Origin of the sequence: Bradyrhizobium sp. Pha-3, assembly GCF_042258615.1 — a bacterium.
GTDB lineage: Bacteria > Pseudomonadota > Alphaproteobacteria > Rhizobiales > Xanthobacteraceae > Bradyrhizobium.
The window spans coordinates 9,098,668-9,118,489 of sequence record NZ_CP170152.1 but is presented as its reverse complement, the minus strand read 5'-3'; the positions used below and the strand labels follow the sequence as shown (position 1 = coordinate 9,118,489).

Sequence of the window (19,822 nt, the reverse complement as noted above, 5' to 3'; positions counted from 1 at the left end):
TCCCGGCTCTAGCACGTCTGGAAAGACGCCTGAAGTCACCACGCGCATAACTGTCATCACCCGCGGATGCCGGTGATCGAGTATTCCAGAGACAGGAGTGATTGAGCCGATGGGCCGCGGCGTACTGGGTGCCCCGGTCGAGCCGGGGCACGACAGATCGGGCTTACGCTACAGCTTAAGCTACAGCCTCTTTGGCCTTTTCGGCGCGCTTGCGGTCGTTCGGGTCAAGGTGCTTCTTGCGCAGCCGGATCGACTTCGGCGTCACCTCGACGAGCTCGTCGTCCTCGATATAGGCGAGCGCCTTTTCCAGGGTCATGCGGATCGGCGGCGTCAGGCGCACCGCTTCGTCCTTCGAGGTGGTGCGGATGTTGGTGAGCTGTTTGCCCTTCAGCACGTTGATCTCGAGGTCGTTGTCGCGGGTGTGCTCGCCGACGATCATGCCCTTATAGACCTTCCAGCCCGGCTCGATCATCATCGGGCCGCGGTCTTCCAGCTTGAACATGGCGTAGGCCACCGCTTCGCCCTGGTCGTTGGAGATCAGCACGCCGTTGCGACGGCCCTGGATCTCGCCCTTGTAGGCGGCATAGCCGTGGAAGATGCGGTTCATGATCGCGGTGCCGCGGGTGTCGGTGAGCAGTTCGCCCTGGTAGCCGATCAGGCCGCGGGTCGGCGCGTAGAACACCAGCCGCAGGCGGTTGCCGCCGGACGGACGCATCTCGATCATCTCGGCCTTGCGCTCGCTCATCTTCTGCACGACGACGCCGGAATGCTCCTCGTCGACGTCGATCACGACCTCTTCGATCGGCTCCTGCCAGGCGCCGGTGGCCTCGTCCTTCTGCAGCACGACGCGCGGGCGCGACACCGAGAGCTCAAAACCCTCGCGGCGCATGGTCTCGATCAGGATCGCGAGCTGCAATTCGCCGCGGCCCGAGACTTCCATCGAATCCTTGTCGGCGGCCTCGACGACCCGCAGCGCGACATTGCCCTCGGCCTCGCGCAGCAGGCGGTCGCGGATCATGCGCGAGGTCACCTTGTCGCCTTCGGTGCCGGCGAGCGGCGAGTTGTTGACGATGAACGACATCGACACCGTCGGCGGATCGATCGGCTGCGCCGGCAGCGGCGTCTCGACCGTGGGATCGCAGAAGGTGTCGGCGACGGTACCCTTGGTGAGGCCCGCGATCGCGACGATATCGCCGGCGTCGGCTTCCTCCAGCGGGGTGCGCTCGATGCCGCGGAAGGCGAGGATTTTGGTGATGCGGCCCTGCTCAATGGTCTTGCCGTCGGCGCCAAGCACCTTCACGGCCTGGTTCGGCTTGATGGAACCCGATGAGATGCGACCGGTGATGATGCGGCCGAGATAGGGGTTGGCTTCGAGGATGGTGCCGATCATGCGGAACGGGCCCTCTTCGACCTTCGGCGGCGCGACGTGGCGCACGATCAGGTCGAACAGCGGCTGCATGCCGGCGTCATGCGAAGCTTCCGGGCTATCGCCCATCCAGCCCTGCTTGGCCGACCCGTACAGGATCGGGAAGTCGAGCTGCTCCTCGGAGGCATCGAGTGCGGCGAACAGGTCGAACACCTCATTGATGACTTCGGTCGGGCGTGCGTCGGGGCGGTCGACCTTGTTGATCACGACGATCGGCTTCAGTCCGACCTTGAGTGCTTTCGACACCACGAACTTGGTCTGCGGCAACGGGCCCTCGGCGGCATCGACCAGCACCAGCGCGCCGTCCACCATGTTGAGGATGCGCTCGACCTCGCCGCCGAAATCGGCGTGGCCGGGGGTGTCGACGATGTTGATGCGGGTATCTTTCCACTGCACCGAGGCCGCCTTGGCCAGGATGGTGATGCCGCGCTCGCGCTCCAGATCGTTGGAGTCCATGGCGCGCTCGGTGACCTTCTGGTTCTCGCGATAGGTCCCGGATTGCTGCAGCAGGCGGTCGACGAGCGTGGTCTTGCCGTGGTCGACGTGGGCGATGATGGCGACGTTACGAAGGTTCATGGCTCTTCTTCTGGTCGTGCAATGGTCAGATGCGCGATCTCGCCGGACCAGTTTGGCCGGCCGCTCGCTCACGTGGCCCAATCGGGGCCCGGATCACGCTCATACCCAAGAAATTTGACGGGGACGCATCACCCCAAAAAGGAAGCCCGGTCAGAGGACCGGGCACCTTGCGCGTTGCGGCGCAATATAGTCAGAAAACGCCAAAAAACAACGGTTTATTGGCGGTTTAAGTGCCTGATTTTCGCTCCGGAAGCCGGTTTTGAGGGGCATTTCGGGGCCGATTCAGCCTCGCCTCTGCGCCCGCGCGAACACAATCAGCCCGAGCCCGCCAAGCGTCACCAGCACCGCGAGCCCGGTGATCGGGTCGTTGGACCCACCCAGAGTGACACCGAGGACCACGCAGAGGGCGCCCGGGATCAGCAGCAGCACCCCGACGATCAGCATGAAAATTGCGCAGCCGGGCGGCAGTCGCGATTCCTGCCGCGGCGGATCCGTTGGCGGGGTTATGTCGGAATTGCTCACGGTGTCCTAGCTCCCCTTGATCGCGGCGCGGATCAGCATCACGCCGGCAAAGCAGACGGCGAGCCCGAGCAGGATCAGGAAGAGAATGGAGGGATCGGTTCTCGACTCGCTCAGGACGCCGAACCCGAACAGGAGGGCGCAGAGCCCGGGCAGAAGAAGGATCACCCCGAACAGCACCATGAACGCAGTCGCGCAGCCGCCGCGTCGTGGCGGAAGCGGCGGAGGCAGCGAGGGCGGAGATCCATCCGGATTGATGGGCCGGCTGTCGTCGCTCATCGCGGCACTTCCTCGCCCTGCCGTGCTTCCCGATAGGTCTGGCCGGCCAGGCTGGCGCGGATGCCGTCGATCTTTCCGTCACGATAGAACAGATTATAGGTGTCGAACGGGATGATCGCGCCGCTCTCGGTGACGAAGTGGATGCAGCTTCGCTTGACGTTGCCGACACAGAAATTGAAGCGATCGAAAAACTGCACGATGGTGACGCGGAACACGTTCTCGTAGGTGAGGCCCTCCGGCACTTCGAAGCTCGGCAGGCAGCACAGCAGTTCGCAGACCCGCTCAGAGGTGTTCAGCGGCCCCGACGACAGCGAGAACAAATCGACGAACTTTTCCCGCAGCACCGGATATTTTTCCGGGCTGATCGTGTTGGGCATCACGGCGACGAGCTGTTCCTGCGGGATCAGCGAGGTCAGCGGCAGCACCTTGTCGCCGTTGCGCAGGCCATAGCCGATCGAGATGCTCTCGGGATTGCACGGCAGCGGGATCATGTCGTTAGCGCCGAACACCCCGGTCTCGATCACGCGCTGGCGGATTTCCGACAGCATGATGCGGTCGGTGTCCTTGTTGAAATCCTCGTTGCGGCCGGCGTCTTGTACCGGCTGCAGCGTGACGCCGCGAACGCATGTCCAGGTCAGCGCGTGGCGGACGATGTCGCCGATCTCGGCGTCGTTGACGCCGCGCTTGATGGTCGCGACCAGCGTGGTCGAGACGCCGTGGCGCTCGAGATTCTCCAGCGCCTGCTGGCGGATCTTGCGCAGGTCCGCGCCGCGCAGATTGACCAGCGCCTCGCGCTTCAGCGAATCGAACTGCAGATAGACTTCCAGCCCGCGCTTGTTCTCGGCGAGCTTTGCGACGAAGTCCGGCTCGCGCGCGATCCTGAGGCCGTTGGTGTTGATCATGACGTGGCGGATCGGCCGGGCGCGCACCGCATCCAGAATGGCGAAGAAATCCGGATGCAGCGTCGGCTCGCCGCCGGAGATCTGCACCAAATCGGGCTCGCCCTCGCTCGCCACCAGCGCGTCCAGCATTTTCTCGATCTTCGCCAACGGCGTGAAGCTGGTGCGGGCCGGCGAGGAATCCGCAAAGCACACCGGGCAGGTCAGGTTGCAATGCTCGGTGATTTCGATCAGTGCCAGGCAGGAGTGCTGCTCATGGTCCGGGCACAGCCCGCAATCATAGGGACAGCCGAACTCGGTGTGGCGCTGGAAGGCCAGCGGCCGGTCGCCGGGCTTGATGAAATCCTTGCACTGCCGCCAATAGGCCGAATCGGTCGAGACCAGCGTCGACTGCACGCCGTGCTGCTTGCAGCGCTTCTCATACCAGACCTCGTTGCCTGATATCTGGATCTTGGTCGGCACCAGGGCCAGGCAGGTCTCGCAAAGCGATTGGGTCTGGCCCCAGAAGATGTAGGGGCGGGACTTACGCAGCGGCGCGTTCATGCTTCAAGCTCACATTCGGGGCCGTCACCAGCATGACGGCGGCATAAACCATGACAAACAGCGACAGGAGGTGGAACAGCGAGAACGGGCCGATCAGCGCGCCGTAGGGCTTGATGAACTCCCACACGAAGCGCTGCAGGCCGTAGTAGAACAGCACGAGGTAGAATCCATTGGTGATCACAGCGGCGTTGCGGTTCAACACGGCCCAGACATAAAAGGCGGCGAACGCCGCCATCGCCAGACTTTCATAGAGCTGCACCGGATGGCGCAGGATGCCATCGCCGAAATCGTGGCCCCAGGGCAGCGTGGTCGGCGTGCCGTAGGTGAAATCCTCGAGCCCCGCGAAATAGCAGCCGAGCCGGCCGACCGCGGCGCCGATCGCGAGCGGCAGCGCGAACCGCGCCCCGGTGCGCAGCGAAATGCCGTGCAGCCATTTGTAGAGCTCGATCGCGACGATGCCGCCCGCCAGCGCGCCCTCGACCGAGCGTGCGATGCCAGGCATGCCCGAGAACCACAGGTTCAGCGTGCCGAAGATGTAGGCGCCGATGCCGGCGCCGAACACCAGCGCGGCGATGTAGGGCAGCTCGAAGGATTGCCGCGGGAATTGCAGCCCCCGCACCCGGGACAGCCACCACATCGCGATGGCGGCCGCACACCATGCTGCGACGTCGAAAACGGCGTGAAGTTCAGCCCCACTCATGAGGCGAGTGTAGCGCGAACTTCGCGTGAGGCGATATAGGTTCTCCCTCTCCCCGTTCTTACGGGGTCGAGACGAGCGAAGCTCGCTCTTAGAGGGTCGGGGTGAGGGGCTTCCATCCGGCGAGCACCTCGCGGCTTGTTGAGTAGTGTGCCTCGCCCCTCACCCGGATCGCATCTGCGATGCGATCCGACCTCTCCCCGCAACGAGCGGGGAGAGGTAAGCAGCATCAGTTCGCCGGGTTGCCCTCGCTCGGATACACCCCGCGCAGCACTTCCTCGAAGTGATCCTTCACCGCCTCGTTGCACAGGCAGGAGCGCAGCTTGAGCTTGTCGGGGTCGCGGATCACGATCGCGCCGCGGCGCGTGTCGAGCACGCCCTCCGCCTTGAAGTTCTGGATCACGCGGCTGGTGTAGCTGCGGCCGACGCCGAGCAAGGTCGAGAGCTGCTCATGCGTCAGCGGCACCACGCCGTTGCCGTTGGTGCGCTCGATCGCCGAGATGATCCATTTCGCGGCACGCTGCTCGATCGAGTGGATCGCATTGCAGGCGGTCGACTGGAAGATCTGCGCCAGCATGCAGTCGGCATAGCGGGCGAAGATGTTGCGCACCGAGATCGACGTCAGCTTGGCGGCGTCGAGCTTGCTGATCGGCAGCCGCACGAACGGCCCGCCGAACTTGACGGTGATGCGGGTATAGGCCGGCAGGAATCCCTGGCTGACGATGCCGCCGACCGCGCCCTCGCGGCCGACCAGGATGGTCTCGACGTCGCGGCCGTCCTCGTTGGCCACCATGTAGGACGCAAGGCTCGGTCCGCATGGGAAATGCACGATCTGGACGTCGTCGCCGGGATTGTAGAGCAGGTCGCCGGCCGCCGCCTCGACCACCGCAAGATGCGATGCGATCAGCGCGTAATCGGCGGCATTCAGCCGGCGCAACAGGTTGTTGAACGGCCGGTCGTTCGTCCCGGCCAACTCGGTCCGTTTCGCGATCATTGGAAAATCCTGCAAACCCAACGCCGACCATACTGAAGAAGTTCCAGCTTTTATGTGCACTAGTGAACAGACGCGGCCGCTTGCGATGTGGTGGGTTTCATCCCGGGAACAGCCGGCGTGCTTTCGGGCGCCGGTCGCGGGCCATCCGGCCGGACTGGTCCGGCCTCTCATCCATCATCGAAGCAATGGACACCGAGCCATGGAATCCGCCCCCAATGCCGGGATGCCCGGTGACGTTCTCGTGGTCGAGGACGATCCGATCATCTCGCTCTATCTCGAGGACACCATCCTGGGCTTCGGCGCCCGGACGGTGCGCACCGCTGCGAACGTCGCCCGCGCGCTCGAACTGATCGCCGAGCGTGCGCCGGATTTCGCGCTGCTCGATGTCGGCCTCGTCAGGGGCGAGAAGACCTTCGCGGTCGCCGAGCGGCTGGATGCGCTGAAAGTGCCGTTCGCGTTCGTCACCGGTTACGGCGCCGATATCAGGCTGCCGGAATCGCTCGCCGGCAAGCCGCGGCTGACCAAGCCGTGTTCGAGCGAAGCGCTCGAAGCCGCGCTGAGAAACGGACACTGACCGATTGCCGGGCTTCGGCCTCGCCGTTGGTGCGTTCGTCGTCTACCATCCGGCCTGTCGGATTCGGCGACGCTCAGGCATCGGGAAGCTGTCATGGCGATCAGGACACCTGCCACTGCGCCCGCGGCGGCGCTAGCTCTCGGGCTGCTCCTTGCGCCGGTTGCGACGCATCCGATGGCCGGTGCGGCGTTGCCGTCGCTGGCCTTGGCCGTCGCCGCCGCTTTCGTGTCTCCAGCCTTCGCCGAGCCAGCTGCGCTCACGAGCGAGCAATCGGCCGCGCTCAAGGCCTACGACAATGCGCTGAAGAGCTTCGTCTCGATCCTGCGCCAGCGGCGGGCGCAGATCGATTCCCGTCAGCCGTTGCCCGATTTGCCGGGCCAGGCCGTCTACCTTGCCCGTGTCGAGATGATGAGCACCTACAAGGATCTCACCGATGCGCTTCCGTCCCGGATTGGAAGGCCCAACCGGTTCGGCATCCCCCCGGCCTATTTCGACGCCGACAATGAGCCGCTGCTCGATGAGTACAGGAAGCTGTTCGACCTGATGGAGGCGCCGCCCGCAAGCGCGCAAAGCTCCGGGACGCCATTCAAGGACGTGGTCGACCTCGCGACGGTGATCGCGCGCGCCAGGGGGCTGGATGCCGCTGACGCTGCTGTCGCCGGCCGGATCAGCCTCGGCCTGTTCTTTGCCGAGACAAACGGCAAGCAGAACGCCGGAAATGCGCGGTCGAACACCTACAAGGGCAGCCTGCAGACCGGTCCATCCGAAGATCGCAACGGCCGAAAGCAGTGGGCCGCCATCAAGCCTTCGATCGCGGCCCTGGATCCTGCGCTGAGCCGTCGCGACGACAAGGAAGAGGCGCGCGTCGGCAATCTCGATCACCGCTTCAATCACTGGACCGCAGTGCGCGATGCGCTGATGAACCAGCATGCGGATATTTTCCCGCAGGTCCCGGCGATCGCAAAAGCCCTGCCCAATCCGGTCGATCAAATGAAGCTGTTCGAGCTCATCCAGATCATTCCCAGCCCGACCAGGTCTGCGCTGAAATCAGGCGATCTCGTGAGTTACAGAATTTCCGAGCCCAGGATCATGGGATATCTGCGAAACAACAGCATCTTCGCTTTCGGTCGGGCCGACCGGTCAAAGACATCTGCGAGCTTCCGCGAAATCCTCGATGCGATGTGGCTGTTCAGCCCCAAGTTCGAACAGGCGCTGGCCAAATTCGCGGAGATCAAGGCCGGCAAACCGGGCTGAGCCCGGGGGAGTGGATCGTCCGGCGGTCAGAGCGGACCGAGGAGAGCCCATCGCGGCTCGCAGAATTCCTTGACGGCAGACACGACGCTGCTGCTGATCGCGTTGCGGCGTTCAGGCGAGTCCATCTTGAGTTCTTCGTCCCGGTTGATGATCGAGCCCGCCTCCAGCAGGACGGCAGGCATCGCGGTCTTCCGCAGCACGATGAGCTTGTCATAGCTGTAGACGCCGGTGTCCTTGTTCAGCAGCGGATGTTGGTCGCGGCCCATGATGGGCTGGCTGTATTGCTCGGCATATTGCAGCCCCTCGGCCTTCAGCTCCCTGGCGACCAGTTCGGCGAACACGAGGCTGGTCTTGAAGTCCGGATTGTTGCGAGAGACGAACACCGAATAACCGCTGAAGCGATCGCTGAAGTGGCTCTTCTTGCCCTCGAATTCCCAGTCCTCGAGCATCTTGTTGGGCACGGAATCATGATGGATCGATAGCAGGATATCCGCGTGCAGATTGTTGGCGGCGGCAACCCGCCTGAACAGGCTGGGCCGCGCCTTGCCTTCGGTCAACAGCAGCCTGGTTTCGGCAAAGCCTTCGGCCTTCAGCTTGTCCTCGATCAGCCGCGCAAGGCGCTGGTTGAAGGCGAACTCGGCGACATTGCGCGCGCTGATCGCGCCTTCCGATTCAGCGGTATGTCCGACGTCGAGAACGACCCGCAATGTCGCGGGATCGCATTTGGCTGCGGCCGGCTTGGAAGCGGAAGGCGGCAGGGCGACCGGCCCAAGGGCGGCAAGCCGCGTGGCGCGTGGCTTTGATGGCGTGTGGTGCCTTGCCAATCTGGCCGGCTTCGCCGATTTCGCGCGCTTAGGCGCTTTGGGATGCTTCGATGAGCTCTTGAAGAGATCAGGCAGCCAGCCGGCATCGCTGGCTTCGATCGGCAGCAGTGCGAACGCCGCGATCGCGACGACAAGCAAGCGATGAGGCCGAAGCCCCGCGACGATGCCACCGAGCACGCGAATCAGTTCGCAGCGCCTCATGCTCCGCCCCTCCGGGCCCCCAGCATAACGGCTCTGATAGAGGTACCGGAAGTGGCAGGTCGCGTCCATCCCCCGTCAATCGCGCCGCCCCTGCCTTGGCGGCAAGGGCGTTCAGCACGGGGAGTTAAGGTTCCCTCGCGGCTGCGACCTGATTACACCGGCTTCGGATCGAGCGTGATGGCCCACAGCTCGGCGTCGACGCGGTCGCGCAGGCTCACCGTCATCTGCCCGCTCTTGCCGTCGATCTTGACGTGGCCGAAGAACTGCATGCCGGCCGACGGCGGCAGGTTCTGGTTGGCTTCGCCCGGCGCCTTGACGAACTTCACCTCGGGGCCAAACGTGTTGTCGAGCTCGTTCGGACCGAACGTGCCGGCATGCAGCGGGCCGGAGACGAACTCCCAGAACGGATCGAACTCCTGGAACTGGGCCTTGTTCGGGTTGTAGTAGTGCGCAGCCGCATAGTGCACGTCGGCGGTCAGCCACACCGTGTTGGCGATGCCCGCGGTCTTGATGAAACGCAGGATGTCGGCGATCTCGAGCTCGCGGCCGCGCGCCGGTCCGTCGCCCTGCGCGAAGGCTTCCGAGCCTTTCTTGTTGGCGGCATCGTCATAGACGATCAGCGACAGCGGCATGTCGGAGGCGATCACCTTCCAGGTGGCGCGCGAGTTCAGCAGCGCGCGCTTCAGCCAGGCCATCTGATCCGGCCCGATGAAATAGGCGTCGGGGCCGTAGGTCTCCTGCAGGTTCGGACCGTTGGGGCCGCGATAGCTGCGCTCGTCGAGCATGAACACGTCGAGATGCGGGCCGTAGCTCAGCGTGCGATAGACGCGGCCCGGCTCGACGATGCTCTCGCGCATCGGATACATCTCGTGGAAGGCTTTTGCCGCACGCGCGGCAAGCACGTTGATGTCGCGCTCCTTGTAGGCCGCCGGCAGCTGCTTCGACAGCGACCAGTTGTTGGTCACCTCGTGATCGTCCCACTGCACGAAGATCGGCACCTGGGCATTGAAGGCGCGCAGATTGCCGTCGAGGAAATTGTATTTGTGCGCGGCGCGGTACTCGTCGAGCGTCTCGGCGACCTTGGCCTTCTCCGGGATCGTGATGTTCTTCCAGATCTTGCCGTCGGGCTGCTTCTGCTCGGCGGTGATGACGCCGTCGGCGTAGATGGTGTCGCCGGAATGCAGGAAGAAGTCCGGGGCGTGCTTCTTCATCGCGGCAAAGGTGATCATGCCGCCGTCGTCCGGGTTGATGCCCCAGCCCTGGCCGGCGACGTCGCCGCCCCACACGAAGGAGACGTCGCGGCGGTCGCTCGGCGCGGTGCGGAAGCGGCCGATCACGGGCTCGCCGACAACGTCGATATGGGCGAGGTCTCGGAAGCGGACGCGATAGAAGATGTCCTGGCCCGAGGGCAGATTCTCCAGCAGCATCTTTGCGGTGAAGTCGCTCTCCGGCAGCGCAGTGATCGGCGGCAGCGCGCGGGCGTTCTTGAACGAATCTGTCGTCGCGACCTCGACCATCATCTGCGACGGCCGGTCCGCACGCGCCCACACCACGCCGCCGTCGACGCCGACATCGCCGGACTGCACGCCATGGGTGATCACGGGGCGATCGGCCGCACGCGAAAGATAAGGCATCGCGATCACGCCGGCGCCGGCCGCAGCAGCCGTCGAGAGAAAACGTCGGCGGGTCAGATTTCGCGAGAACCGGATCGTCATGGGGAGCCTCCTCAGGTCACAGCGACGAGCGCCGCGGGTGAGCACAGACCTAGAAAAATTCCATGACGGAGAGATTACAGGGGAGGCGAGAGGGAATGTCAGAGCAGCAGAGATCGTGAGGGGAGCACCTGCCCCAGGCTCCCTCTCCCGCTTGCGGGGGAGGGCGGGGTGGGGGCTCTCTCCACGAGTCATATCGCGGGGAGAGCCCCCACCCGCCGCGCTCTGACGAGCGCGTCGGCCTCCCCCGCAAGCGGGAGAGGCGAAGGGAGTTCGTGGATAGAGTGGCGACGCTTCTACGCCGTGCCCGCTGCCCTGAACTGGCTCGCAGTCCGCTGCAAATTCTGCGGCATGCTGAGCAGCAGCGCCTTGCGGTCGGCGACGGCGTTGTGGAACTGCTCGAGCGCGATGTTGAAGGCGGTCAGCGTGCCTTCCTCGATCGCGCCGTGCTCGAAGCAGTCGAGCGTGTGGCGCAGGATGTCGTCGGCTTCCGCCTGCATCTGGTCGAGCTCGTCGGTCGAATCGCTCTGCCGCGCGGTCTTCAGCATTTCCAGCAGGCGCTCGCGCTGCGAGGTGTTGGTGTTGCGCTCGTCCTGCTTGAGATAGCCGGCGAACCATGCACCGGCCGAGCCCATCGCCGAGAACGCCATCAGGCTCCACCAGATGTAATCGCTGTAGCGGTCGAGGAAGGTCTTTTCCTCGCCGTCGACGAAGGCGGCCGCGCCGGGATGCACCGGGATGGTGGCGTCCTTGTCGGTGTCGGGCGTCTCGATCTTGGCGGCGAGCGGGAAATCGTTCTTGAGTGACTGCCGGATCGCAAACAATTGCCGGGTGAATGCCGCGACCGTCGCGTCCGACAGGCCCTTTCGCGCGACGATATGGTGCGAGAAGCTGATCGTCTTCACCTCATCGTCGGGCCGGTCGGCCGAGCCGAGCGAGCCGGCGGGAATTTCGGCGGCCTCATAGGCCGGATGGTTTTGCGCGATCGCTTCGGACGCGTCGATCGGCAGGAAGGTGGGTTCGCCGCCGTCTTTGGCCGACGCCGTGATCGCATCGATCGTGAGCTTGCTGTTGGCCGGGCCGACGGCGAGATAGGCGTCGGCCTTCAGATTCTTGATGGCCTCGACCGCCTCATTGGCCGGGAACTGCACGATCTCGACCTTCATCGGGTCGACGCCGTATTGCTGCAGGATCAGCTTCAGCAGATTGACGTTGGCCGGCGTGCGGCCGACGACGCCGATCTTGCGGCCGGCGAGTTGCGCAATCTTGGTGATCTTTGCGGCCTTGCGGCCCTTGACCTTGCCCTTGGCTGCGGGCGGCACCCACATCACCACGACATTCTTGCGCAGGACCGCGACCGCCTGCGCGTTCTTCGGCACCTCGAGGTCGCCGCGGATGATGGCGAGGTCGGCCTTGCCGTCGGCCAGCGTCTGCGCGCTGGCGGTGGCGCCGTCGGTTTGCACCGGGCGGAGCTTGACCTGGGTATGCTGCTGGTTGTTGAAGGCCTGCGCCAGCGCCTGCACGACCTTGAGGTCATCGCTGCTTGCGGGGCCGACTGCGATCCGCAGCGTCACCGGGCGCACCGCGAAATAGTACCCGGCGATCGTCGCGCCGATGATGGCGAGCGCGCCCGCGATCAAGACGAACATCAGCCGTCGCTTTGCAGAGCGCAGCGGCTTGGGCGATATGCTGGCGGAGCCGTCTGTCATCGATCTCGCAAACAATCGTCGGGGCTCAATCTCGCAAAACTACCAACGCGCACACATTCTCCATTTGTAGCAAATTCCTGGAGCCACAGATGTTACATCTCCGTCATGGTTACCAGCGGCGATAGGACGCTATTTCGGCCTTAATTTCGGCGTGGATCCCACCTGAAGGCCGGTTGTTGGGATAAGGTCGGCGTCAAACGGGAGGGTTGCCATGGTCGAAAGGCTGTCAGCGGAAGCAAGGAAGGCCGCGCTTTGGGAACTGGCCGGCTGGTCGGAGCTGGCCGGACGCGAGGCGATCGCAAAGACCTTCGTGTTCAAGGACTTCAACGAGGCCTTCGGCTTCATGGCGCGCGCCGCTTTGGTCGCCGAGAAGAGCGATCATCACCCCGAGTGGAAGAACGTCTACAAGACAGTCGAGGTCGTGCTGGCGACCCACGACGTCGGCGGAGTGACCAAGCGCGACATCGACCTCGCCAAGGCCATGAACGCGATCGCAAGGCAGCTCGGGGTCAATTGAGCCGGCTGCGCGTAACCTTGCGCCGGTTGGCCGACATCCCCAGATTCGCATCGTCCGCCGCCGATCCGTCGCGCGGCGCCGAAGGGAACCTTGCGATGCCATCGACCGACACCGGCGTGGGGTTTGGGCCTGCCGACCGGCTGGCGCAGGACCCCGAAAGCGTGCGCCGCCGCTTCTGGATCAAGTTCAAGAAGGTGGTGGCGCGGCTGCCTTTCGCCGAGGATCTGCTCGCCGCCTATTATTGCGCCTTCGACCGGCAGACGCCGCGCCATGTGCAGGCGGCGCTGCTCGGCGCGATCGCCTACTTCATCCTGCCGTTCGACTTCATCCCGGACATGCTGCCGGTGCTCGGCTTCACCGACGATGCCGCGGTGCTCGCAACCGCGATCCGCCTGGTGGCAAGCCACATCACGCCTGAGCACCGCGACGCCGCGCGCGCCGCACTGAAGCGCGGGGTGGATGGATCGTCTCTCAACCCGTCATCCTGAGAGGATGTGAGGCTATATCCTCGTCCACCGCTGTCATCGCCCGGCTTGACCGGGCGATCCAGTACGCCGCGACCTCTCGGCTCAAGCACCGCGGTCTCTGGGATACTGGATCACCCGCATGCGCGGGTGATGACACTGAGCAAGCTCAGCAATCACCCCGTCATCCTGAGGAGCGCGAAGCGCGTCTCGAAGGATGCACGGCCACCAGTCGGGCCGTCGACCCTTCGAGACGCGCGCGAGAGCGCGCTCCTCCAGCGACAAAGGCGAAGCCTTTGCGCGGGGGTGACGGTGATGGCAAGGAGCGCCGTCGTCTGTTCTCAGACTGTAGCCCGGATGAAGCGAAGCGTAATCCGGGTCTTTTCACCAATCGATCGAGCGGTCCCGGATTTCGCTGCGCTCCATCCGGGCTACGCGATCTCAGCTCAGCTTCCCGGATGCAGGATCACCTTGCCCATCGCCTTGCGGCCGGCGAGCACCTTCAAGGCTTCCGCGGTCTGCGACAGCGGGAAGGTGCGGTCGACATGCGAGGAGATCTTGCCTTCAGCGGTCCACTGCACGAGCTTCTCGAGGTTCTTGCGGTTCTTCTCCGGGTTCAGCCGCGCCCACGCGCCCCAGAACACGCCGCGGATGTCGCAGCCCTTCAGCAGCGCGAGGTTGAGCGGAATCTTCGGAATGTCGCCGGCGGCAAAGCCGATCACCAGGAAGCGGCCTTCCCATGCGGTCGAGCGCAATGCGGCCTCGGCATAGGAGCCGCCGACCGGATCGAACACGATGTCGGCGCCCTTGCCGTTCGTCAGCTTGCGCAGGCCCTCTTTAAGATCTTCCTTGGCGTAGTTCAGCGTCAGCTCGGCGCCGTGCTGCTTGGCGAATGCGAGCTTCTCGTCCGACGATGCGCAGGCGATCACCTTGAGGCCCATCAACTTGCCGAGTTCGCACGCGGCAAGGCCGGTGCCGCCGGCGGCGCCCAGCACCGCGAGCGTCTCGCCCGGCTTCGGGCTCGCGCGATCTTCCAGCGCATGCAGCGCGGTGCCGTAGATGATGATGATGCCGGCGGCGCGGTCGTAATCGAGATTGTCGGGAATCTTCACGATCGTATTCGCCGGCAGCGCGATCTTGTCGCGCGCGCCGTTGTGGCCGCATGACGCAACGACGCGGTTGCCGACCTTCAGGTCAGTGACGCCGGCGCCGACGCTCTCGATCACGCCGGCGACTTCGGCGGCCGGCGAGAACGGGAACGGCGGCTTGATCTGGTACTTGCCCTGGATCATCAGGATGTCGAAGAAATTCAGCGCCGCCGCCTTGATTGCGATCACGGCTTCGCCCGGACCGGCCACCGGATCGGGCACGTCAGCCAGCACGAGATCGTCGGGTTGACAGTATTGCGAGCAGAGGATGGCTTTCATGGACACACCTGAGTTTCGGACGCAAAAAGAGCTGCAGGATCTTGGACTACAAGCTTCATGCCGGATTTGCGGCGGAGCGACAATACAGTGCGGAGGGATCAAACTATGTTTGAAAAAGGCCTGCTAGCGAAAAAGCGCATCCTGATCACCGGCGGCGGCTCCGGCCTCGGCGCGGCGATGGGCGTCCGCTTCGCCGAACTCGGTGCCGAACTCATCATCTGCGGGCGGCGCGAGGGGCTGCTGGAGGAAACCGCGGGCAAATTCCGCAGCGAGTTCGGCGCCAAGGTCTCCATCGCGCGCTGCGACATCCGCGACGGCGCGGCGGTCGAGGCGATGATGGATCAGGTCTGGCAGGAGGCGCCGATCGACGTTCTCGTCAACAATGCTGCCGCAACTTTTATTGCGCAGAGCGAACATTTGTCATTCCGTGCGGCGGACGCGATCCTCGCACCGACGCTGCACGGCACGATGTACTGCACGCTCGCCGCCGGTCGCCGCTGGATCGAGGGCAAGCACAAGGGCGTGGTGCTCTCGATCCTCTCGACCTCCACAATCACCGGCCGCGCCTTCACGGTGCCGTCGTCGATGGCCAAGACCGCGGTGCTGGCGATGACCAAGAGCCTGGCCGTCGAGTGGGGCCCGAAAGGCATCCGCACCGTGGCGATCGCGCCGGGCGCGTTCCCGACACCAGGTGCCACCGGACAGTTGCGTCCCGAAGCGCGCGGCGAGACCTGGTCGCATCGCAATCCGCTCGGCCGCGCCGGCGAGCATTCCGAGCTGGCCAATCTCGCCGCTTTCCTGATTTCCGATCAGGCCGGCTACATCAACGGCGAGATGGTGGTGCAGGACGGCGGCGCGCATTTGCGCAGTTCCGGTGCCGAAGACCTGCTGCAATGGACCGACGCACAATGGGAGAGCCAGCGCGCGGCGCGCGCCAAGGGCTGACCAAGAGCTGACCCACGACACCAAGCACTGAGCAGGAATCGACGCGCGTGCGGCTGTGGCTGGCGCACGCGTCCAGACCCAACTGCCTTCCCAAAAAAGCGTTTCCCGGGTATCCATCCGAACCGGCGGAGGGGAATCGCCGAGCCATCTTCCAGTCACAATGATGGGGGAACCAGTTGGCCGTGCGGCAAATTCTGACATCACTGGCTGTTTGTGTCGTGTGCGGGATCATCTCGCTTGCGCCGGCGCAGGCCGCACCCAAGAAGGACACGGCGAAGGAAGCGGCCAAGCCGGCGGCTTCGGCGGCCGCGGCTGCGGCCGGCGGTGCGGAGCCGACGCTGATCGGCCAATTCGGGACCTGGGGCGCCTACACAGCGTCACCCAACGGCAAGAAGGTGTGCTTTGCGCTCGCCAAGCCGTCCTCGTCCAAGACCAACCCGCCGAACCGCCCGCGCGATCCGGCTTATGCCTTCATCTCGACGCGTCCGGCGGAGCAGGTCGTCAACGAAGTTTCGGTCATGATCGGCTACGCCGTGAAGCCGGGCTCGGAATCGACGCTCCAGGTCGGGGGCGGTACCTATGCGATGTACACGCAGGGCGACGGCCTCTGGATCAAGAACGCGGCCGAGGAGGGGCGGATGGTTGAAGCCATGCGCAAATCGGCCGATCTGACGGTAAAAGCCGTCTCGGCGAAGGGTACCGAGACGACGGACACCTTCTCGCTGAAGGGCCTGGCGCAGGCGCTCGACCGGCTGGGGCAGGACTGCCGGCGCTAAACAAGCGACTGAGCCGTAAAATCGAGGAATTTGGTGGCTTTCCAGCACCGGCTGGAAGGCCTATTTGAGGTTTCATGACCGACACCCCGACCACCAATGCCGTGTCCGGCGCCAGCGCGCTGGTCGAAAAGGTTCCGCTCGAGACCTATGTGCCGCCGGCCAAGCCGTCGCTGATCGGGCTGTCGCGCGCCGAGATCGCCGATCGCCTGGGCGAGATCGGCGTGCAGGCCGCGCAGCGCAAGATGCGCACCCAGCAGCTCTGGAACTGGATGTATTTCCGCGGCGCCAAGAGCTTTTCCGAGATGACCAACGTCTCGAAGGACATGCGCGCCGAGCTCGAGAAGCATTTTACCGTCGACCGTCCCGAGGTGGTCGCCGAGCAGATCTCGAACGACGGCACGCGCAAATGGCTGCTGCGGCTGCCGAGCGGCGACAAGGTCGAGCGGCCGCACGAGGTCGAGTGCGTCTATATCCCCGAAACCGATCGCGGCACGCTGTGCGTTTCATCGCAGGTCGGCTGCACGCTGAACTGCTCGTTCTGCCACACCGGCACGCAGCGGCTGGTGCGCAACCTCACCGCCGGCGAGATCGTCGGCCAGGTGATGGTGGCGCGCGACCGGCTGAATGACTGGGCCGATCGCGAGGACGGCACGCGGCGCGTCACCAACATCGTGATGATGGGGATGGGCGAGCCGCTCTACAATTTCGATGCGGTGCGCGATGCGCTGTTGATCGTCGGCGACAATGAAGGCATCGGCATTTCCCGCCGGCGCATCACGCTGTCGACCTCGGGCGTCGTGCCGAACATCCAGCGCACTGGTGACGAGATCGGCGTGATGCTCGCGATCTCGCTGCATGCGGTGCGCGACGAGCTGCGCAACGAGCTCGTGCCCCTGAACCGCAAATATCCGATCAAGGAATTGCTGCAGGCGTGCCGCGACTATCCCGGCGCCTCGAACGCGCGGCGCATCACCTTCGAATATGTGATGCTCAAGGGCGTCAACGACTCGCTCGATGACGCGAAACTCCTGGTGAAGCTGCTCAAGGGCATTCCGGCCAAGATCAACCTGATCCCGTTCAATCCGTGGCCGGGCACCGCCTACGAATGCTCGGACTGGGAGCAGATCGAAAAATTCTCCGAATATATCTTCAACGCCGGCTATTCCTCGCCGGTGCGCACCCCGCGCGGCCGCGACATCCTCGCCGCCTGCGGCCAGCTCAAGTCCGAGACCGAAAAGCTCTCGGCCCGCGAGCGCCAGGCGCTGCGCGCGATGGCGATGACGGATTGAGGGTGCCCACAATTGTGGTCATGGCCGGGCTTGTCCCGGCCATCCACGTCTTACTTCTGCTGCGACGAGAGAAGACGTGGATGCCCGGGACAAGCCCGGGCATGACGAGGAGAGACGAGTGCTAAGCTTGTTTTCCGATGATGGAATGATCTCATGGCCCTGATCGGCCGCCTGTTCGTCGTCGCGTTCGGTTTCCTGATGGCCTGCTTCGTGGCAGGGATCATCGTGGTCGTCGCGGTGCTGTATCCCGAGATCAGCGATTTCGGCGGGCAGATCGATCAGAGCGCTGTTAATGTCGTGCTCGGCTTCGGTTTCATCTTCATCTCAGGCTTTGCGCTGCTGCCCGCGCTGATCGTGGTGCTGATCACCGAGGCCTTTTTCATCAGGAGTGTGCTGGCCTATGCGGTCGGCGGCGCGATCGTCGGCGCGGCCTGCTACCTCGGCCTGGTTCCGTTCGATCCCGACATGATGCAATTTCACGGCATCGTGCGCCGGCACATGGAGATCATGACCGGCGCCGGCATCGTCGCCGGCCTCATCTACTGGCTGATCGCCGGCCGCACCGCCGGCGCCTGGCGCGAGCCGCCGCGCCCGTTGCCGCCGCCCCCGCCATTGCCGTCGCAATCGCCGCGGCCGTGATCGGGATTGAGCAACCGGCAACATGGGTAACAGTTCAGACCGACGACATGGGTAACACAATTCTCGTTTCGTTCAGGTCTGTTGTTGTTGAGGCTGTGGACCCTGAGGGCAACGCGCAGCGTTGTCCTCAAGTCCACAGCCTCTTGCTTTGCGTCTCGGCCTGCGGAGTTGGTCACCGCGGCGAGCGATCGTGCCGAGCACGATCGGGCCATAGCTGACGGTCCAGCCGTCTTGGTCCTCGGCCAGGCCGACGGGCTCACCGATCAGCGCTTCGCTGATGTAGATCGTGTTGCCCAGCCACTTGATCTCTCCGTTCTGCCGGACCGAGCGGACCTCCTGATCGTCAGCGTATTCCGGCTCGCGCAAGACACCGTGGAAGCGGCGCGAGGAGGCTTGGTAACGGTCGGCTGGCGTGGCGTTGTCGAGCGATTGGTGCGGACGTTCTTGGTTGTAGAGATGCTGGAAGCTGTGCAAGCGCTTGAGCTGCTCGCGCATGGTGGGAGCCGGCGGACTGGCAACGTCTTGCAGCAGGGTCAGATGCATGCGTTCATGGCGGCCGTTCTGCTGAGGTTTGCCCGGTGCAATGCGCTCTGGCGTCACGCCGGCTTTGATCAGCTTGACCGACAGCCGCGACAATCCTCCGGCGCCGCGCGAGGCAAACGGCGAGCCGTTGTCCGAGCGCATGTAATGCGGCAACCCAAACTCGCGGAACGCCGCGTCCAGCACCGGCCAGACATGATCCGTGTCGGTGCGCGCCAGAACCTGGCAGCGCAGCAGGTAGCGGCTGTAGGCATCGGTGATCGTCAGCGGCTCGCAGCGCATGCCGTCCCCGGTCAGGAACCAGCCCTTGAAGTCGATGCACCAGGTATCGTTGGCTGCATCGCAACCGGCAAAGGGCGCGCTCGAGGGCGGGCTACGCCGGCGCAGCTTGCGCTTCACCGTCAGGCCCTCACGATCGAACAGCTCGCCGATCGTGCTTGCCGCAGGCCATGCCGTCCGAGGTGACTTCCGTTCAAGAAAGGCCAGCACCTTGATCGGCCCCCAGGTCGGATGCGCCCGACGCACCTCAAGGCAGCGCTCGGCGATCTCCTCCGCAACGCTTTGCGGACGATGCAGAGGAGCTCGCGGACGATCGAACAGTCCGGCCGCGCCTTCTTCCTCGAACCGTGCAAGCCATTTGTAGCCCACCCGACGGCTCACTCCGAACCGCCGACACACCGCCGCAAATGACTCCTCGTGCTTTTGCGCCGCAACCACAAACCGCATCCGCTCATCCACAGCACAGGTCTCCATCCACCCCATCGGCAAGCTCCTCCTTGCCGATCAGTTGACCTGTTACCCATGTCGCCGGTCTATTCTGTTACCTATGTAGCCGGTTAGGACCGGGATTCTCATCCTCCCCTGGAGGGGGAGGATCGGTTCGCATGAAGCGCAAGCGCAATGCGAACCGAGGTGGGGTGAAATCCCTCCACATGAGAACTGCCCGTGTTGAGAGATCACCCCACCCCGGCTCACGCTTCGCTCCGCTCAATGTGAGTCGACCCAAGAGCGAGCTTCG

Annotated in this window: 18 protein-coding genes and 1 pseudogene; 8 read left to right on the top strand and 11 right to left on the bottom strand. The window is 64.4% G+C overall.

Translation table 11 applies throughout. The annotated features are described in order from the left end of the window. Positions 1-175: 175 nt before the first annotated feature. The 6 genes from typA to ACE10Z_RS42515 all read right to left on the bottom strand — a co-directional run bounded on the left by typA (position 176) and on the right by ACE10Z_RS42515 (position 5,933). Positions 176-2,002: a translational GTPase TypA gene (typA, locus tag ACE10Z_RS42540; RefSeq protein ID WP_212320135.1), complete on the bottom strand. Its 1,827-nt coding sequence runs from the start codon at positions 2,000-2,002 to the stop codon at positions 176-178. A 282-nt stretch (positions 2,003-2,284) separates the two neighbouring features. Continuing rightward, positions 2,285-2,524, bottom strand: coding sequence for a hypothetical protein (locus ACE10Z_RS42535; RefSeq protein ID WP_375786004.1), 240 nt, complete (start codon positions 2,522-2,524; stop codon positions 2,285-2,287). Between the two features lie 6 nt (positions 2,525-2,530). Continuing rightward, positions 2,531-2,800 carry a hypothetical protein gene (locus ACE10Z_RS42530; protein ID WP_375786003.1) on the bottom strand — a complete coding sequence of 90 codons (270 nt, stop codon included), beginning with the start codon at positions 2,798-2,800 and terminating at the stop codon, positions 2,531-2,533. After that, positions 2,797-4,242: a radical SAM protein gene (locus tag ACE10Z_RS42525; RefSeq protein WP_375786002.1), complete on the bottom strand. Its 1,446-nt coding sequence runs from the start codon at positions 4,240-4,242 to the stop codon at positions 2,797-2,799. Before ACE10Z_RS42525 ends, ACE10Z_RS42530 begins: the two co-directional genes overlap by 4 nt. Next, positions 4,223-4,942: a prolipoprotein diacylglyceryl transferase gene (locus tag ACE10Z_RS42520; RefSeq protein WP_375786001.1), complete on the bottom strand. Its 720-nt coding sequence runs from the start codon at positions 4,940-4,942 to the stop codon at positions 4,223-4,225. Before ACE10Z_RS42520 ends, ACE10Z_RS42525 begins: the two co-directional genes overlap by 20 nt. Positions 4,943-5,168: 226 nt before the next feature. Beyond that, positions 5,169-5,933 (bottom strand): Crp/Fnr family transcriptional regulator, encoded by a 765-nt coding sequence (locus ACE10Z_RS42515; RefSeq protein ID WP_375786000.1) that lies wholly within the window; start codon positions 5,931-5,933, stop codon positions 5,169-5,171. Positions 5,934-6,132: 199 nt separating this feature from the next. Between ACE10Z_RS42515 and ACE10Z_RS42510 the strand changes: the two genes are divergently transcribed. Then, entirely contained in the window at positions 6,133-6,507 is a 375-nt protein-coding gene (locus ACE10Z_RS42510; protein ID WP_375785999.1) for a response regulator, read from the top strand. Between the two features lie 93 nt (positions 6,508-6,600). Further along, entirely contained in the window at positions 6,601-7,761 is a 1,161-nt protein-coding gene (locus ACE10Z_RS42505; protein WP_375785998.1) for a hypothetical protein, read from the top strand. Between the two features lie 26 nt (positions 7,762-7,787). On the opposite strand, the gene ACE10Z_RS42500 is transcribed toward ACE10Z_RS42505, so the two are convergent. From ACE10Z_RS42500 to ACE10Z_RS42490, 3 genes are all read right to left on the bottom strand, one after another. Next, on the bottom strand, positions 7,788-8,786 hold the full coding sequence (locus tag ACE10Z_RS42500) for an N-acetylmuramoyl-L-alanine amidase (protein ID WP_375785997.1): 999 nt from the start codon (positions 8,784-8,786) through the stop codon (positions 7,788-7,790). Positions 8,787-8,938: 152 nt separating this feature from the next. Then, the gene (locus ACE10Z_RS42495) at positions 8,939-10,501 is read right to left on the bottom strand and encodes an alkaline phosphatase D family protein (protein WP_375785996.1); all 1,563 of its coding nucleotides are present in this window, start codon (positions 10,499-10,501) and stop codon (positions 8,939-8,941) included. A gap of 293 nt (positions 10,502-10,794) precedes the next feature. Then, positions 10,795-12,207, bottom strand: a complete 1,413-nt coding sequence (locus tag ACE10Z_RS42490; RefSeq protein ID WP_375785995.1) for a TAXI family TRAP transporter solute-binding subunit — start codon at positions 12,205-12,207, stop codon at positions 10,795-10,797. Positions 12,208-12,418: 211 nt separating this feature from the next. On the opposite strand from ACE10Z_RS42490, the gene ACE10Z_RS42485 reads away from it, so the two are divergent. After that, positions 12,419-12,724: a 4a-hydroxytetrahydrobiopterin dehydratase gene (locus ACE10Z_RS42485; RefSeq protein ID WP_229185893.1), complete on the top strand. Its 306-nt coding sequence runs from the start codon at positions 12,419-12,421 to the stop codon at positions 12,722-12,724. A 95-nt stretch (positions 12,725-12,819) separates the two neighbouring features. Further along, on the top strand, positions 12,820-13,212 hold the full coding sequence (locus tag ACE10Z_RS42480) for a YkvA family protein (RefSeq protein WP_375785994.1): 393 nt from the start codon (positions 12,820-12,822) through the stop codon (positions 13,210-13,212). A gap of 422 nt (positions 13,213-13,634) precedes the next feature. On the opposite strand, the gene ACE10Z_RS42475 is transcribed toward ACE10Z_RS42480, so the two are convergent. Beyond that, a complete protein-coding gene (locus ACE10Z_RS42475; RefSeq protein WP_375785993.1) occupies positions 13,635-14,615 on the bottom strand; it encodes an NADPH:quinone oxidoreductase family protein in 981 nt (326 codons plus the stop codon). Between the two features lie 105 nt (positions 14,616-14,720). Between ACE10Z_RS42475 and ACE10Z_RS42470 the strand changes: the two genes are divergently transcribed. From ACE10Z_RS42470 to ACE10Z_RS42455, 4 genes are all read left to right on the top strand, one after another. Continuing rightward, a complete protein-coding gene (locus ACE10Z_RS42470) occupies positions 14,721-15,560 on the top strand; it encodes an SDR family oxidoreductase (RefSeq protein ID WP_375785992.1) in 840 nt (279 codons plus the stop codon). 218 nt (positions 15,561-15,778) lie between these two features. Then, a complete protein-coding gene (locus ACE10Z_RS42465; RefSeq protein ID WP_375785991.1) occupies positions 15,779-16,336 on the top strand; it encodes an invasion associated locus B family protein in 558 nt (185 codons plus the stop codon). A 74-nt stretch (positions 16,337-16,410) separates the two neighbouring features. Continuing rightward, positions 16,411-17,625 (top strand): 23S rRNA (adenine(2503)-C(2))-methyltransferase RlmN, encoded by a 1,215-nt coding sequence (gene rlmN, locus ACE10Z_RS42460; RefSeq protein ID WP_375785990.1) that lies wholly within the window; start codon positions 16,411-16,413, stop codon positions 17,623-17,625. A 153-nt stretch (positions 17,626-17,778) separates the two neighbouring features. Next, complete coding sequence (locus tag ACE10Z_RS42455; RefSeq protein WP_375785989.1) at positions 17,779-18,264, top strand: hypothetical protein; 486 nt, start codon at positions 17,779-17,781, stop codon at positions 18,262-18,264. Between the two features lie 186 nt (positions 18,265-18,450). Here ACE10Z_RS42455 and ACE10Z_RS42450 read toward each other — a convergent pair. After that, positions 18,451-19,566, bottom strand: a pseudogene (locus ACE10Z_RS42450) (integrase core domain-containing protein); the annotation flags it as partial. Between the last annotated feature and the right edge of the window lie 256 nt (positions 19,567-19,822).